Annotated in this window: 11 protein-coding genes, 1 tRNA gene and 2 pseudogenes; 5 read left to right on the top strand and 9 right to left on the bottom strand. The window is 69.0% G+C overall.

Annotation, left to right across the window (positions count from 1 at the left end; all coding sequences use genetic code 11):
* Positions 1-31: 31 nt before the first annotated feature.
* Complete coding sequence (locus BM339_RS52075) at positions 32-226, bottom strand: hypothetical protein (RefSeq protein WP_256255796.1); 195 nt, start codon at positions 224-226, stop codon at positions 32-34.
* A 28-nt stretch (positions 227-254) separates the two neighbouring features.
* Here BM339_RS52075 and BM339_RS42800 point away from each other — a divergent pair, with 28 nt between their 5' ends.
* The gene (locus BM339_RS42800; protein ID WP_256255795.1) at positions 255-1,901 is read left to right on the top strand and encodes a M64 family metallopeptidase; all 1,647 of its coding nucleotides are present in this window, start codon (positions 255-257) and stop codon (positions 1,899-1,901) included.
* Positions 1,902-2,181: 280 nt separating this feature from the next.
* Here the strand turns inward: BM339_RS42800 and BM339_RS42795 are convergent, their stop codons facing one another.
* The 3 genes from BM339_RS42795 to BM339_RS42785 are packed head-to-tail and all read right to left on the bottom strand — an operon-like array spanning position 2,182 to position 4,221.
* Entirely contained in the window at positions 2,182-3,096 is a 915-nt protein-coding gene (locus BM339_RS42795; RefSeq protein ID WP_075024551.1) for a DMT family transporter, read from the bottom strand.
* A gap of 26 nt (positions 3,097-3,122) precedes the next feature.
* The gene (locus BM339_RS42790) at positions 3,123-4,031 is read right to left on the bottom strand and encodes a helix-turn-helix transcriptional regulator (RefSeq protein ID WP_021592718.1); all 909 of its coding nucleotides are present in this window, start codon (positions 4,029-4,031) and stop codon (positions 3,123-3,125) included.
* Positions 3,988-4,221, bottom strand: coding sequence for a hypothetical protein (locus BM339_RS42785; RefSeq protein WP_021592717.1), 234 nt, complete (start codon positions 4,219-4,221; stop codon positions 3,988-3,990). The genes BM339_RS42790 and BM339_RS42785 overlap by 44 nt, the downstream gene beginning before the upstream one ends.
* 733 nt (positions 4,222-4,954) lie before the next feature.
* On the opposite strand from BM339_RS42785, the gene BM339_RS42780 reads away from it, so the two are divergent.
* Positions 4,955-5,305: a VOC family protein gene (locus BM339_RS42780; RefSeq protein ID WP_075024550.1), complete on the top strand. Its 351-nt coding sequence runs from the start codon at positions 4,955-4,957 to the stop codon at positions 5,303-5,305.
* A gap of 503 nt (positions 5,306-5,808) precedes the next feature.
* On the opposite strand, the gene BM339_RS42775 is transcribed toward BM339_RS42780, so the two are convergent.
* Positions 5,809-6,531, bottom strand: coding sequence for a bleomycin resistance protein (locus BM339_RS42775; RefSeq protein ID WP_075024549.1), 723 nt, complete (start codon positions 6,529-6,531; stop codon positions 5,809-5,811).
* Positions 6,532-8,966: 2,435 nt separating this feature from the next.
* Here BM339_RS42775 and BM339_RS42765 point away from each other — a divergent pair.
* Complete coding sequence (locus tag BM339_RS42765; RefSeq protein WP_024934668.1) at positions 8,967-9,323, top strand: hypothetical protein; 357 nt, start codon at positions 8,967-8,969, stop codon at positions 9,321-9,323.
* Between the two features lie 2,062 nt (positions 9,324-11,385).
* Here the strand turns inward: BM339_RS42765 and BM339_RS42755 are convergent.
* Positions 11,386-11,778: a VOC family protein gene (locus BM339_RS42755; RefSeq protein ID WP_024934666.1), complete on the bottom strand. Its 393-nt coding sequence runs from the start codon at positions 11,776-11,778 to the stop codon at positions 11,386-11,388.
* Positions 11,779-11,861: 83 nt separating this feature from the next.
* Here BM339_RS42755 and BM339_RS52905 point away from each other — a divergent pair.
* Both BM339_RS52905 and BM339_RS52065 read left to right on the top strand, forming a co-directional pair.
* Positions 11,862-12,134: pseudogene (locus BM339_RS52905) on the top strand (hypothetical protein); the annotation flags it as partial.
* A gap of 301 nt (positions 12,135-12,435) precedes the next feature.
* Entirely contained in the window at positions 12,436-12,726 is a 291-nt protein-coding gene (locus BM339_RS52065) for a hypothetical protein (RefSeq protein ID WP_075024546.1), read from the top strand.
* 86 nt (positions 12,727-12,812) lie between these two features.
* Here the strand turns inward: BM339_RS52065 and BM339_RS52060 are convergent, their stop codons facing one another.
* From BM339_RS52060 to BM339_RS52900, 3 genes and pseudogenes are all read right to left on the bottom strand, one after another.
* Positions 12,813-13,955 carry a maleylpyruvate isomerase family mycothiol-dependent enzyme gene (locus BM339_RS52060; protein WP_083598495.1) on the bottom strand — a complete coding sequence of 381 codons (1,143 nt, stop codon included), beginning with the start codon at positions 13,953-13,955 and terminating at the stop codon, positions 12,813-12,815.
* Between the two features lie 204 nt (positions 13,956-14,159).
* Positions 14,160-14,236 (bottom strand) — tRNA-Ile (locus BM339_RS42735).
* Positions 14,237-14,326: 90 nt separating this feature from the next.
* Positions 14,327-14,698, bottom strand: a pseudogene (locus BM339_RS52900) (DUF3566 domain-containing protein); the annotation flags it as partial.
* Between the last annotated feature and the right edge of the window lie 519 nt (positions 14,699-15,217).

Genomic DNA, 15,217 nt, shown 5'->3' with positions numbered 1-15,217 from the left:
TTCCGGCGATAATCCGGGCGTGCCCGCTTGATCAGCGGGCCGAGCCGGCGCAGCGCCGGGCCGCATCCCGCCCGCCGCGTGCGCCTCCGCGCGAGGAGGGTCTGCGCATGTGGACGGGCAGGACGATCGTGATCGGGACGGCGGCCGCGGCCGTCCTGTCGATGGCGGCGGCTCCCGCACGGGCGGCCGATCCGGCGGACGCGCAGGTGGTCCCGGTCCAGGTCACCGGTGATCCCGCCAAGCGGTTCAACCTGGTGGTGCTGGGGGACGGCTACACGGCGGCGGACATGCCGAAGTTCCGCACCCACCTCGCCGAGCACCTGAACGACCTGTGGACGATCGAGCCGTTCAAGTCGTATCGCAGCTACATCAACGTGTACGCGGTCGAGATCCCCTCTGGCGAGTCGGGCGTGAGCTGCGACCCGGCACTGTCCTCGCCGCGCCGGAACACTCCGCTGAGCATGGCGTTCTGGAGCGGCTGCCGGGACGACGGCATTCAGCGCCTCCTCGTCATGGACGACAACGCGGCCAAGACGTACGCGGACCTCGTCCAGGGAACGACAACGCAGAACCGGCAGATTCTCGGGCTTGCCAACAGCGACACCTACGGCGGTGCAGGTGGGGCGTATGCGACGGCGTCCGGCGGGAACGCGATGTCCGCTCTCATCGCTCCACACGAACTCGGCCATTCTCTGGGCGGGCTGGACGACGAGTACGACTACTACCAACGGGGCGTGCCCGGCGGGACGTACAGCGGTCCTGAGCCCGAATCCATCCACCACACGCTGTTGACAGAGCGCGAGATGAAGGCGCAGAAGGCGAAATGGTGGCGGTGGCTCGGTGAACGGAGCGAGGCCGGCGGCACCATCGGACGGTACGAGGGCGGGCTCTACTCCAGTAAGGGCGTGTGGAGGCCGAGCCAGCACTCGATGATGAAATCGCTCGGCTATTACTTCGACCAGGTCGCGCGTGAACGGATGACCCAACGGGTGTCAGCCAAGGTGAATCTGGTCCAGGCGCACACGCCGACGGACGCCCCTGTCGGCGACGACCGTGTTCTCTGGGTGGAGACGATGCACCCGTCCGGCCACAAACTGTCCGTTTCCTGGACGGTCGACGGTAAGAAGGTGGCGCGGGGTGCGAACCTCGATCTGTCGAAGCTGCACCTTAAGAAGGGCACGCACACGGTCAGAGTCACGGTCACCGACCCGACCAATTTCGTCCGGGACCCGGACATCAGGTCGTCGGCGGCTCTCACCCAGGTTCGTACTTGGACGGTCGATACTCGCCTGAGCACGCCGCCCACCACCGTGCCCGTCGACTTCAGTTCGTCCACGCCGATCGACAAGCCCGTTGGAGGCGAGTCCGTCGTGTATGTGGAAACCACCCACCCTGACCAGAGCGTGCCGAAGGTGCGCTGGGAGCTCGATGGGCGACCTGTGCGCGGCGGTGACCGGGACGTCGATCTCGGACGGTTCCGCCTGGCCAAGGGCACCCACACGCTGGTCGCACGCACCGGAACCAAGAGCCTCACCTGGACGATCGACGCGCAGAAGCCGACGGTGACCTACGAGCTGTCCAAAGCGGCCCAGAGCACGGTTCGCCCTGGACGCACGCCCGAGTACGTCTTCGACGGCCCCTTCACCATGCGGCTCACTGGTTCGGACGACCGCGCAGGTGTCGTCGTCTCCGAGTTCCGCGTGGACGGTGACGGTTGGTTCAACTACTTCGGCTGGCCGACCGACTCTTCCGCTCCCTGGCTCTTCACCGAGAACGGCACGGTCATCGACAGCCTGACCTACGGCAAGCTGGGCAAGGGCCGGCACACCATCGAGTACCGCGCGATCGACCCGGCCGGCAACACGGCCAACCCCGGCAAGTTCATCGCCACACTCCGCTGACCCCCCACGCGTACGTCGTCCCCCAAGCACCTCGAATCCGATCGAGGACGCCCGACTCCGCGCCCGCCCCCACCTCGCCGCGGTAGTCGAGCACGGCGGCGCCTGGACTCCGACACCCACTGGCAGGACCGCCCGACCATCCCCAAGAAGCAGCCGCCGCCGTACGCCAGCACAGCCCCCGGCCGGTACAGGGGTTCCCTGGCAGCCGGGTGCCGCTTCGCCACACTGCCCCCACCCAGCCAGGCCCGCCCGCGGCCCTGTTCCCGTTCCGGGGCGGGGGTTATCGGCCGGTGGCTGGTTCAGGGGTGGGGGTGTCGTCGCGTAGCGGGGGTGGGGCGGTTGGGGAGCGTCGGACCGTCGCGAAGATGGAGCCGCCGAGGATCAGCATGAAGGACGCGATGATCGTCCCGGTGAGGGGCTCGCCGAGGAAAACGACCCCGGCGGCCACCGCGACGGCCGGGTTCACGTAGGTGAACACCATGCCCCGGGACGTGCCGACCTCCCGGATCAGCTCGAAGAAGACGATGAACGCCAGCGCCGTGCACACCAGGCCGAGCGCGATCAGCGCCGCCACGACGCGTCCGCTCGGCATGGTCTCCGGCCGCGTCGCGATCGCCGGGCCGGAGTAGACGAGCGCGGCGATCGCCAGCGAGAACGCGGCCATGTGCAGGCTCGGGAGCTCGTGCAGCCGCCGGGTGGCGATCATCGGGGCGATCGAGTACCCGAGCGCGACCAGCATGACCTCGCCGATCGCCCAGGCGCTGCCGCCGCCGAGATGCGGCCCCGCCAGCACGCCGACGCCGGCCAGCCCGACCAGCAGCCCGGCCCAGCGCACCGGCCCCAGCCGCTCCGCGTCGCCGGTGAGCCGCGCGAGCACCACCCCGATGATCGGGACGGCGGCGATCAGCAGGCCGGTCATGGAGCTGGTCAGCCGGTTCTCCGCGTCCGACACCAGCGCCCACGGGCCGAGGATCTCCACCGCGGTGAACGCCAGCAGCGGAAGCCAGTGCCGGCGGACCACGTCGAGTTGCCCCGACCTGATCACCAGCGGCAGCAGGACGAGCGCGCCGAGCGCCGTCCGCGCGAACACCACCGTGGGGACCGAGACGCTCTCGACCGCCACCTTGATCAACAGATAAGGGATGCCCCACAGCACGCTCATCAGCGCGAACAGCACCCAGCCACGGCGACTCAACCCGACCTCCGATCCCGCTCGGACGTTCAGGATGCGGGGCGCCGGGACATGCTGTCTTGAACGGAGTTGCGGTAAATGCCCGGTGTGACGCCCACCACGCGGCGGAACCAGCGGGTGAGATGCGCCTGGTCGGCGAACCCGACGAGCGTCGCCGCGTCGGCTGGTCTGTGCCCCGCGTCCAGCAGCGTCCGCGCGCGAGCCACCCGATGCTGGGCGAGCCATGCGTACGGCGGCATGCCCGTCGCGTCCCGGAAGGCGCGCAGCAGCTGGTAGCGCGAGAGGTCCAGGTCGGCGGCGACCTCGGCGAGGGTCGGTGGGGCGATCATCTCGTCGGAGAGCCGCGCCGCCACGACCTGCGCGATGCGTGCCGCTTCGGCCCTGCGGTGGCCGGGAGGCGCCTTGGGACGCGACGTCGCGTGCCGCCGGACCAGGGCGCCGAGCATCCCGAGCAGCCGCGACTCGCCTTCGAGCGGGTCTTCCCCGGCCCTCAGCGCACGGTGGGCCAGCCGGAGGGCCTCACCGAGCCGCGGATCGTCGATGATCGGTTCCCGGAAGTGCGGCGCCGCCTCGGCCCCGGCGGTCGTCGCCGCCCCCAGCAGGTCGGCTCCGGGATAAAGGCAGAGGTAGGCGAACCCTTCGGGATGCGCCGGGCCACCGGTGTGCGCCTCGCCGGGCTCGACCACCACGAGGCTGCCGGCCCCCGAGTAGACCTTCTCGCCCCGGTACCGCATTGTTTCCAGGCCGTCGACGGTCACGCCGATGGCGTACTCGTCGTGGGCGTGCAGCGCGTAGTGCCGGCGTCCGATCCGGGCCGTCAGCAGGTCGAGCGGTGCCCCCTGAATGCCGCCGACCCGCGTCCACAGCGTCCGGTCGCTCCGCCGCGGACCGGTGTCACGCGGAGAAGACGTGCCGAAGCCGCCAGCGGTCCTCGTCACGGCCCAACTCCACGACGGCCACGCCTTCCGCGCCGGTGACCCGCATCCGGTAGACCCTGCCCTCCTGGGCCGTCCCGTAGGTCTTCAGCACCTCGTCCACCGCGTAGCGCGCCCCTCGCCACTCGTACGCGGTGAGCCGCCCCGCCCTGTCGTGCTCCGTGCGAACCGGCTCGTTCAGCAACTGCCCCATGGCGGGAGCGTAGCACGCATTCGAACTGGTGTTCGCAGGTGAGGGCGCCTTTCACCTCCCGCTCGACCCGGCCTCGAACCCACGAAACCCGCGGCCCCGTCGACGGTTTCGCCCCCTCCGGCCTTCCGCCGCAGAGCCGAATCAAGCGCGTCATACACAAACCAACAGACAACACCTGCCCTCTCATCCTTCGCTCCGAGCCAAACCGATCAACGCCCCCATGTACATCTACGGCACCGTCGGCTTGCGGACCGCCTTGGCCCGCCGCCATCACCCCTCGACGCCGCCCCCTGCGCATCGCACAGGACTGCGCCCACCCAGGCGCCGCGCTCCGGGATGGCGGCGGGCCGGGTCGTCTATGCGATCCGCGTGCAGCGAGCACCTCGCGACCCGGCGACCTCGTCGCCGACTCCGCCCCCACGCCGCGCTATCAGCCGCTGTCTCTGCCGGACCACCGGACGCGGCTGGGGGCGGCCTCGACCGGGGATCTGACCGAGCACACCCGCAGCGTGTTCGCGCTCGTGTTCGCGCTCGCGCTCGCGCTCGCGCTCGCGTTCGCGGTCGCGTTCGCGCTCGCGTTCGCGGTCGCGGTCGCGTTCGCGGTCGGCGTCGATCGAGGGCGACGTTGACCACGGTCGCGTCGACCGCGAAGAACCGCAGCACGAGTGCGGGCGACGTGGGCTGACGACGGGGGTGGGGAAGGAAGGATCGCGGGTGGCTGAAGGGAGAAATCGTGATCAATGGTGCGCATGTCATTCTCTACAGCAACGATGCCGAGGCGGATCGCGCGTTCATCCGGGACGTCCTGGAATTTCCGGGGGTCGATGCGGGTCACGGGTGGCTGATCTTCAAGCTGCCGCCGGCGGAAGTCGCCGTGCACCCCGTCGAGGGGCCGCCGCGCCACGAGTTCTGCCTCATGTGCGACGACATCCGGGCCACGCTGGACGAGCTCGCCGACAAGGGTGTCAAGGTGGCCGCGCCCATCAGCGAGCAGGGGTGGGGACTGCTCGCGGCGATCGAACTGCCGAGCGGGGCGGAGTTGCCGATCTATCAGCCGCAGCATCCGCTGGCGAAGGACCTGTAGGGCACGTAATCCACAGGCTGTGGACAACCTTCGCACACACCTCCTTCCTCGTCGGACTAGGCGATCCAGAGGTCGCGTCCACAAGCGGATCCCCAGAACAGCCGGGGTTTCCACGGTGCTGACGAGACATCGGGCGCCGTTGTGTCCATCATGCCGAGGGCGCCGCATGCGTCCACAGAATCCACAACCTGTGGATAACTCTCGTGCACAACCTGGGTACGACGGCCCGACTCCGCGTCCACCATTCTTCCCCAGCTCACCCCCAACCGGGGGCCAGGTTATCCACGTCGTGGAAAAGCCTCTGACCTGCGACTAGGCCACTCCTGAGCGGTGCGCCCCACAACCCGTTCACAGCCTGTGGGCGGATTCCCTCCACAACCTCACCGGGTCGGTGGACAGCGTTGCCCACAGCAATCCCCAGCCGCGTCCCCAACGGAGGCACGGTTGGCGTCGCCTCGGATGCCCGGCGCGAGGCCTGTGGTTTCGGCCGCTCCGCCCCCGCCTCACTCGGCTGATTCGCCTGCCTGCTCCGACGCGCCTTCCAGGTCGGCCAGGCGGTTGAGGTCGTCCATCAGGCCCGATGGATCGGGGAGATCTACCGCGCGGGCCTGCGCCACGAGTGCGCGTGCGCGCGACCAGTCCTCCAGTTGGACGGCCGCGTCCGCGCGCAGGACGAGGGCCTTCAGGCGTTCGGCCGGCGTCAGCGGCTCGGCAGAGGCCAGCAGGTGATCAAGGATCTTGGTGGCGGCCCGATGATCTCCCTTCGAGTCGCCCAGTAGCGCGGCCATGTGGAGGGCCTTGGCGACCGGTTCTTTCGGGACCGGCGCGTAGCGCTGGTCGTCCGAGATGGGCTGGCCGACGCGGAGCTGGAGGCCGTCCGGGTCGCTGATCAGGAACTGCCGGACGCCGTACGACATGTCCCGCACGGCACTCAGCCGGGGAAGCCCGCGCGTGGGAATCCGGCCGAGTGCCTGCCGCAACCCGCCCCGGAACGCCTCGTACAGTGCGTCGACGTCCGTTGTGGTGACGTAGCACATGTTCATGGACGCCGCCGGCTCGTGCTTCTTCCAGCCGAAGAACTGCAGCTCGATGTCACCGCGGCGAACCGCCACGTACGGGTTCGGACGAAGCTGCCAGCTGGTCTGCTCGAAGCCGAGCGCCCGGTAGAACTCCCAGGTCGCCTCGATGGAACGGCACGGATAAATCGGGATCGCCTTCTCAGCCATCCCCGGAGCGTAGGCAGCTTTAGGTATGTAGTCAAGTTTGATTAGATGCGCCTCGCGCTCGGCGGCGTCCGCACGGCGTGGCGCAGGCGCGTGCTCGCCAAGGCGCGCTGAGCGATCCCGCCGCGCGAGAGCCGGCGCCGCCGCTGGCAACGGATGCGCGTATCTGACTGAACAGGGCCCTGGGTACTCGCGATCGTCACGATTCGGAGGAGGCGGCGGTTCTTCCACCACGGGCCGCCACGCGCCCCCGCCTTCGGACTGGCGAAGTTCGTCACCAGCCTCAGCCTGACACCCCCCTCCACCCCCGCCGCCCCCGGACCGGCATCCGCCCCGTTCACCTGCCCTGTCCCGCCCCAGGCGCTGCTCGGTTCCAGCCCCGCCGCTGAGTACATATCCGGGTCTCGGCGACTCTGAGACCGGCTGGCCAGGTCGGAAGCATGCTGTCGACTTCGATGAGCCCGTCATGCCCCGAGGGGCTTCTGGCCCGTGGCCGGGTGCCTTCTGCGTCGTCCTCGTGCACGTTGAGGCCGACCAGCATCGAGACACCCCAGAGCGTCCGACAGGGGAACGATTCGCGGCTTGTGTAAGGGCATGCGGCCGACTGTGGCGGGGTTGCTTTGCGGTGGGCGCGAATCCACAGGCAGACGCACTATTCCGCAGCCCGTCATGGCCCCCGGCGCGCCGTCCCAACTTGTTCAGCGTGTGACGCCCATCTGTGAGTTGCCGCGCCGCCAACTCACCGCCCAGTCCGGCCGAACGTCCGGATCGTCCCTTCCCGACGCGAGGTGTTCGTCACCACGAATGGGCGATGCCGTCCAGCACGCCACGAGGCCGTTCGCCACCTAGACGGGAGTGAACGCGTCGTTCCAGGGCGCACGAACCGGGGAGGTGAAGGATGATGTGAGCGTGATCGCGCGACCAGCGCGGCAGCGATCAACGGGTACAACGATCATGGGCGGAGCGGAGGCGTGGGAATGTCCGCCCCCCGGGGCCCATCCTCCGCCTAGTCGCCTCCGTCGCGAGTTATCCACAGGCTGTGGACAGGGGGCCCATGGACTTCAGCGAGAACATCGCCGCCAGGCCGTCGAGGACGCTTTCTAGACCGCCCGCCCACCACATCTCGCCGCACTCCCAGCCGCCCCGCACCAGCTGCCCACCTGCCCTGCGCCCACCAGGAACAACATGTGATCACGTGCTCAGCGCAGCCAGCACCACCACCGAGCCAACTGCGGCTCACCCGACGCTGCGTACACGCCGCCGTGATCACTATGCTCTCCCTCGGCACTCCGCCCGCCCAGCGGGGTGCACGGGTGGGTCGCCGAACCTTGCCATGCCTGCACAACCTGGTGGGGTGGGAGGTTGGGGGCGCCGCCAGGAGTGAGGTGTAGGTCGCCGCAAGGCGGCGGTGCTGCGGCAGCCGGGAGTCGGTCGACCAGGACGAGCCCGCATCATCAGGTCGCCGGCGCGCATTGCCGACGAGCTCGGACGAGGCCAAGCCCGCACCGACCCGTGGTGCGGCGGGAACGCAGCCCAAGCGGATCAGGTCGAGGGCGGGGAGGTCTTGGCCGTGCCCGTCCACCGACCTCCCGAGGACGCTGGATCCGCTCATCCGTCGCCCGCACCCGTTCGTGCGCGAGGCGCAACCCCGCCACAGTCGGCCGCATGCACCTACGCACGCCACGCAATCGTTCCCCTGCCGGACGTTCCGGGGGCTTGATGTTGGCCGGCCCTCAACGTGCACGAGAACGACGCAAGAGGCGCCGCCCAGGGCCTCTGACCCATCGGGTCGCCCCGCACGCTCGGAGACACCATCGATCCGGGCCGCGAGCGACAACACGTGGGGCTGGGTCGGTTAGCGCCAGCTCGGGCGCGCCCGAGTCACCGGGCGAGACACCGCGGGTGATCCCCCGCGGCGGGCGGCCCGCGGGACGGGCGGGTTGTCCCCGGCCCGCACACCGCCGACCGCAGGGCCCTCTTACGTGCGGCGCGGGCGTCCCACCGCCGTCCCCAGACGGCCCGCGCCCGCAGTTTCCACACCGACGCCCAAGGACGATTGCCGTTTCCATCCGTCGCGCTAGGCGCTGACCGATCCGCGCAGACAACCCATGGGATGCCTCCGGCCGCGGCTGGATGTCACACCACATCTCTCGTCCGTCTCACGGCACAACCCGTCTGAGACAGGGCTGCGCGGGCCGGTTACCTGCCCAGGGTCGCTCAGCTCGCCTCCTACACTGCGTCTGCCGCCGGCGACCAGGCTCTGCGCGCGGACGAACGGCAAGGAGGTCAGGTGGCAGACGGCGAGCGGCCCCGCAGAATCTGCTCGATGCCCGAACCGTGAGCCCCCCTTCCGCCACCGTCGTCGACCTGCTTTCTGAGCCGAGAACCGCCGGCAAATGCCCTGGCTCTGGGACGCCCGTCCCGGGCAGACTTTGCGGATGCCCACCCGCACCCTCTGGCGTCCGGTCGGCCCGACCGAATTGGAACTCCTGCGCGCCTCGGACTGGCGGTCGTGGCCGCCGCGCCTTCCGGATCAGCCGATCTTTTACCCCGTCCTCAACGAGGAGTACGCGATCAAGATCGCACGCGACTGGAACGTGCCCGCCCACGGCTCCGGTTACGTGACACGATTCGAGGTGGACGCCGCCTTCGCCGCTCGCTATCCGGTCCGCCAGGTCGGCGGCCGAACCATCCTGGAACTGTGGGTGCCCGCGGAGGAACTTCAGGAGTTCAACGAGCACATCGTCGGCCGCATCGAAGTGATCCACGACTTTCACACCGAGCCTCCGGCCTGACGATTCGAGTTATCCACAACCTGTGGAGAAACCCCCCGCTCCTATGGATAACCCTCTGTGATCTGTCCACACAAGGCGCCCTCTGTGGGCGTCCGAACGCATGACACTCCCGAGGGCGTGGAGACGCCGAATGCCCTTCCTGCCTGATGGGACGCGGCGAGGCTGACCCGGAGCCTCCTCGACTTCCGCAGCGTTCGAGTGGTCATCCCGATGGCCAGGGAGCAACGGTCTCCCAACCTCGGGAACGCCCCCCGCGCCATCGAACATGTCAGCGCGCTGAACACCTCCGGCTATTCGTTGTGGTGGCCCGGACAACCCCGGATCAGGTGATCTCGCACCTCTCATTCCGTCCTACGAGCGGACCAACGGCCTGACAAGGCCTGGCCCGACCTGTGCGCCCGCTAACCACACAGATGCCGAACGCTCTGTACCCACCACGGCGGCCCACGCCTCTACGACGCACCGAGTCCCGCTACTCGACCGGATCCGAGCAAGCCTTGAAAGCCGCCGCCGCAAGATCAACGAGGATCGGACGAAAGTACCCACCTGGCCGACGACTGCATTCCGTGCAGGCGGGCCCCGATGGGCCGACAGCACGCAACGGCCGACCGCCCGTCGTAATCCGCGACCCGTCGTAATCCCCGGCGTCCACCCGAAGCCGGGATCATGAAAGGCCGCTGAGCGGGACCGGCGGCACGGCGACCACGGCCGCACAGCGGCACGTCAGCACAGCGACCACGACGGCACGGCCAGCTTCACCGGGGCGAACTGGGCCACCTCCGCCAGGCAGCCGACGGCGGGGACGTCGTTGTCGCCCACCGGCCTCGTTGGGGGGCCCGGCCACGCACGGCGGCCAGCCTGATTGACTCATGCGCCGACCTCAGCGGGCGGCGCCCTCCTGCGCTCGCCGCCCTTGAGAAGGCGCCCGCAGAGCCCCCGGAGCGCCTCCTTCGCTGCCGCGCCCCCGCCCGGCCGCGAAGCGCACTAGCGTCTCGGCGCGGCAGATTCGGGTCGGTGGCCCGGTCGCATGGCCAGCACCTTGCCTTGTGGCGCAGCTGGGCGAGACTTCGCGGTGCTCTCCGGTGCCCGTACCGCCGACGGCGCCCTTCCAGGACGGCAAAGCGTGCGCGTGCGGCCTCGCCGCAGACGATGACCGACCTGGTCAGCAGGCTACGAAATGCAGCCCGAACGCCGCGTCGGCGAAGAAGCCTGTGGATGCGCGACGCGATACGCGAGCCGCGCATCGGGAGTTGCCCCAAGTCAAGGAATGCGCTCAGCTCGATCATGTCTTGGCTGGTGCGCCGGCTCTCCGTGCCCCACACCCGCTGCCCGGCCCGTGAATCAGCGGTTCTTGCCGCGACGGCGCCCTTCGGCCGTCCACGACAAGTCCGTCCCGCTGTGCCCCTGGGAGCCCCTGTCCCACGCCCGCATGTCACGACGGTTTTCGCGTGCTTCGGACATCATCGCCGCACCGTCTCGGAACCGATGCCCCCGCTTGCGGAGACGTCGGTCGTAAATTGCCCCGAACAAGAGCAACAGAGCGACAAAGCCGAGAATCACCATCCACCACATGCAGTGATACTCCTAGATCAAGCTCAACCCGAGAAGGAACAACTGCACAGAACTTCGGATCACCGCAAGGGGGCGGCCAACGCGGCGGGCGCCCGCCGGCACGGCGCCCTGGACCCACGTCGCCGCACATCGGACGGCCTGTCGAACCTGGAGCCCTGCGCAGCGGCCCCGTCGGCTCTCGCGTGAATGGGCCGGTGATGCGTCCGTCTGCAGACGCCGGCGGATGTGGCGGGTTGATCACCTGCGAGGTGAAGGTGGACTCCACCGTTGTGCGGACGCACCAGCACGCCGCCGGCGCCGGGAAGAGGGGCCGTGCAAGCCGAGCCGCCCGGAGAGGTGACCCGGGAGCCGCACGATCAAGCGCTGAGGGTTTCGGTGCGGGTGATCGACCAAACACCATCCGGCCTATGAGCAAGGGCAAGAGCCGTTGTAGCTGGTGGCCAGCGCCGGGCGGCGCGGGGACGCTCCGCAGTTGCGTGTCGGTTGTTCATCAAGCGGGACCGAGCAGGTCCCATCGGTTGCCGGCTATGTCGAGGAACACGGCGACTTGCCCGTAGGCCTCTGTGCGTGGCGCGGTGACGAAGTTGACTCCGGCGGCCGTCATGCGTTCATAGGCGGCATCGAAATCGTCCGTTTGGAGAAAGAACCCGACACGACCGGCCACCTGGTTCCCGACGGCACCGGCTTGACGCTCACCGTCCGCACGGGCCAGCAGGATGCCGGTCTCGGTGCCCGGCGGCCGGACGACGACCCAGCGTTTCGGACGGCCGTCGTTGGTCAGTGATGGCGAGTCCTCGACCAGGTCGAATCCTAATGCGGTGGTGAAGAACTCGATGGCTTGGTCGTAGTCGTCCACAACGATCGTGATCAGTGTCAGTCGCACTGCATGAGAGTAGCGGCGCCCGCCGAGGCTCACGGCCCACGCAGCGGCACGCCCCCGGCCCGACCGACGTCTATTGAGCCAGCGTGGCTCGCTCACCGCCTGCACCACTGGAAGCGCCGCTGCGAGTACTGCAAGGAGGCCTACCACCTCTACCGCGCCCAGCGTCGAGCCACAGGCAGGGACAGCCCGCGCTCGCCGGGCGTACGGCAGTCCGACGGCCACATCCCGGCCGACTGGTTCCGCAAGCAGATCTGGAACCCGGCCAGCAAGACCGCCGGGCTGTGCCACGTCACCCGCACCACTTGCGTCACGCCCACGCTTCCTGGCTCCTGGCCAGCGGCGCAGACCTCCGGGTCGTCCAAGAACGCCTGGGCCATGCCTCGATGGCCACGACCGATCAGTACCTCCACACCCTCCCCAACGCCGACGAGCCCCCTCGCCGCCCTCAACAAGATCTGCGGACCTCAGATCAACGAGGCCTGGACACCTCCGAGTTGGACACTCTCAAGGCCGAGAACGAACGCCTCCGAGCCGCCCTTGCCGACGTGGCCCTGGCGCTCCGCCCCGACTCCGGTCCCGCTTGGACACGGCCTGACCGCAGGCCCCACCCCAGCGGAGTCAGAGACCGGGCTAGCGTCGGTTCCGGCCGAACTCGCGTTGTGGGTCGATGCCCTGGAGCTCGTCTCGGACTACTGCCCGGAGTTGTTCGCGGAGTTCGGCGGCGGCGTCGTGGAGCCCGGCGCCGAAGGCGACGTTCCAGTCCTCGCACAGTTGCGACACACGTCCACTTCCGAACGCCTGGACCCCGATCAGCACGTCTATCGTCCAGTCGATGCGCTTGCCCCAGGGCCATTGTTCGTCGAACTGTCGGAGCTTGTCCTGGTCGTCCCGCGCCTCATAGTCGGCCCGCTGGTCACCAAGTCGACCCAGCGCAGGAGGATGAAGTAGGCGTCCCTGCGTTCGTGGCGCCCGTGACGACAGGTGCGACCCACTCCGACGGTCGGGGGTTCGCAAGTCACTTGCGGGCCTCCGGGTCAGATGACCGTCCTAGCCACCTCGATCACGATCACGGTGGTGACCTGGACGGCGATGTTGATCGCTCTGCAGGTCCACCACGGCCACTGACACGGCCGCGGAATGTGTGCCAACCGACCACCTCCAGGGTTGGCCGACCGGGCTCCCTGCCGTCCCCGCCGGAGCGCTGCCGGCTGGGCTCTGTGGTGAGTCCACACTTCCGCGGGCGGCGCTAGCCGATCGACGCCGGCTCGTCCGGCAGATGGATGAACGAGCGCCGCTCGGGACGGCGTTCCGCTGTCCGTTCCGCGTGAAAGTGATGAGTGGCCGCCGCTCTGAGCAGGCGCCCGCAAGGTAGGTCTGAAGGGAGCTCGTTGGAGTTGTTCAGACTGGCATTGCAGTTTCGGTTGATCTTGGCTGGGGTGCCAGTAGAGGAACGGCGGGGTGGGCAGGACCTTGCCGCTGTCGAGGGTGAGGTCGGTGCCCGCTGAGCGTCCCATGAGCCAGGCGAGCAGGGATGCTTGGCGACCTCGAATCATGGGTGAGTCGTTGCCGGCGGATATGTCATACCGAACGTCGGTGTTGGTGGCGTGGAGCCGCATGGGGGGCGCATTCTCGCGGCGGTTGAGGGCTGTGGTGACGACGTCGAGTTCGTCGGCGACGAAGTCGGCGGGCCAGTCGTCAGGTGTGAAGCCGACCTGTAGATCGACGTGGTGGACGAGCACTTCGCAGAGTCGTGCGTCGGCGATCCTGGCGGCGGGATGCCGTTGCCCGGCAGTCCACTGGACCATATGTCGCCAGGCCTCGGCGGGCATCAGCGAGTACTCGGCCGCGAATTGGTCGGCGCTGGCGCGAACGTCTGCGATCAGTTCGGTGGTGCTTCGGTCGGCGCCCGCTTCGATCTGGGCTGCCCGCGCCGTCAGGCTCGGGTATTCCTGCGCGGGCTCTCCTGTCCGTGCCCAGTTCAGCAGCCGCGTGCCGCCTTCGGCGTTGCGGGCCAGATGGGTCAGTACGTGGCCTCGTGTCCAGCCCGGCAGTAGGGACGGGAGGCGCATGTCATCGTCGCTGAGGCCGTCAGTGGTGGTGATCAGGTGCTCGGTCGCGGTGGTGATCCGGTCCAGGAGCACAGCAGGTTCAAAGCCCGATTCCAGATCTGGAGCCATGCACTCATAGTCGACCTGTCGGCGGTGTCGGAGGCGCCGTCGGGCCTCGCCGGGTCCTGGAGGAACAGGGGCAGGGACGGTCGGGGGTCTCGGGGGATCGGGTCGTGCCCCGTGGGGGCTCGGAGTCCGAGTGCCGTGGGAGTGCCAGACGATCAAAAGACCGGTTCCGATCTACGCGGAACCGGTCTCTGACCTGCGTTGGGCTGGTGGGCCTAGGTGGACTTGAACCACCGGCCTCATCCTTATCAGGGATGCGCTCTAACCGACTGAGCTATAGGCCCGGAGTGTGCCGCCACCCTGGCGGCGCAACGAGAGGTTACCCCATCTGGGCGGACAACCGGAAATCGTTTCGGGGCGGCGGCGGGTGGGGGTTACTCGGCCTCCTTGAGGGTGACCTCGACGCCGCCGACGAGGTCGGCGGCGAGGTTGTAGATGACGGAGCCGACCGTGGAGAGGGCGGTGATGAGCAGGACGTTCAGGGCGCCGACGAGGACGGTGTAGCCGAAGACGCGGAAGAAGGAGAACCAGTTGCCGGCGTCGACGCTGCTGCTGGTCTCGCCCTGCTCCTTGGTGAGGCTGTTGATCGTGTCGCTGATGGCGTCGAAGACGCCGAGGCCGGACAGGATCGCGTACAGGACGATGACGGCGACGAGTAGGACGACGAAGCAGACCAGCGACATGACGAAGCTGAACTTCATCACCGACCAGGGCTCCAGGCGGGAGAGCTGGAGCTGGGCCTTGCGGGCGGGCTTGCCGTTGGCGGCCTTCGCGGCCGCGCTGTTCGCCGGGGCGACGGAGGTGGACGGCCGGTCCTTCAGGACGGTGCCGGCGAAGCCGCGGAGGCCGCCGCCGGAGTTCGAGCCCGAGGACGCGTTGCCCGAGTCGGCGCCCGCCGATTTGAACGGCTTGGCGGGCTTGTCCGTACGTCCTGTCGAGACCGATCCGGACGGCTCGGCGGGTTTGGCCCAGCCCGCCGGGCCGGAGGCGGACGCCGCCGGTGTGGAGGCCGCGGGACTCGCGGCCGGCTTGCCGGTGGCAGGCGGGGCCGGTGAGGAGGGTGTGGACTCGGCCTTCGGCTTGCCGTCCTTGGGCGGTTCCGCGGTGTCCTTGACCGGGGCGATCTCCGGCGTGTCCGGTTCGTCACCGAGGTGGGCGAGGTCGGTCCTGGTCTCCTCGGCCCCCGAACCGGACTTGTCGGACTCGATGTCGACGGTCGTCTCGTCCCTGCTGGACTTGGCGGACGCGGCGGCGACCGTCCGGCC

This window comes from Actinomadura madurae, assembly GCF_900115095.1.
GTDB lineage: Bacteria > Actinomycetota > Actinomycetes > Streptosporangiales > Streptosporangiaceae > Spirillospora > Spirillospora madurae.
Note: the sequence above shows the minus strand (reverse complement) of the source record. Positions and strands in the feature narration are given on the sequence as shown.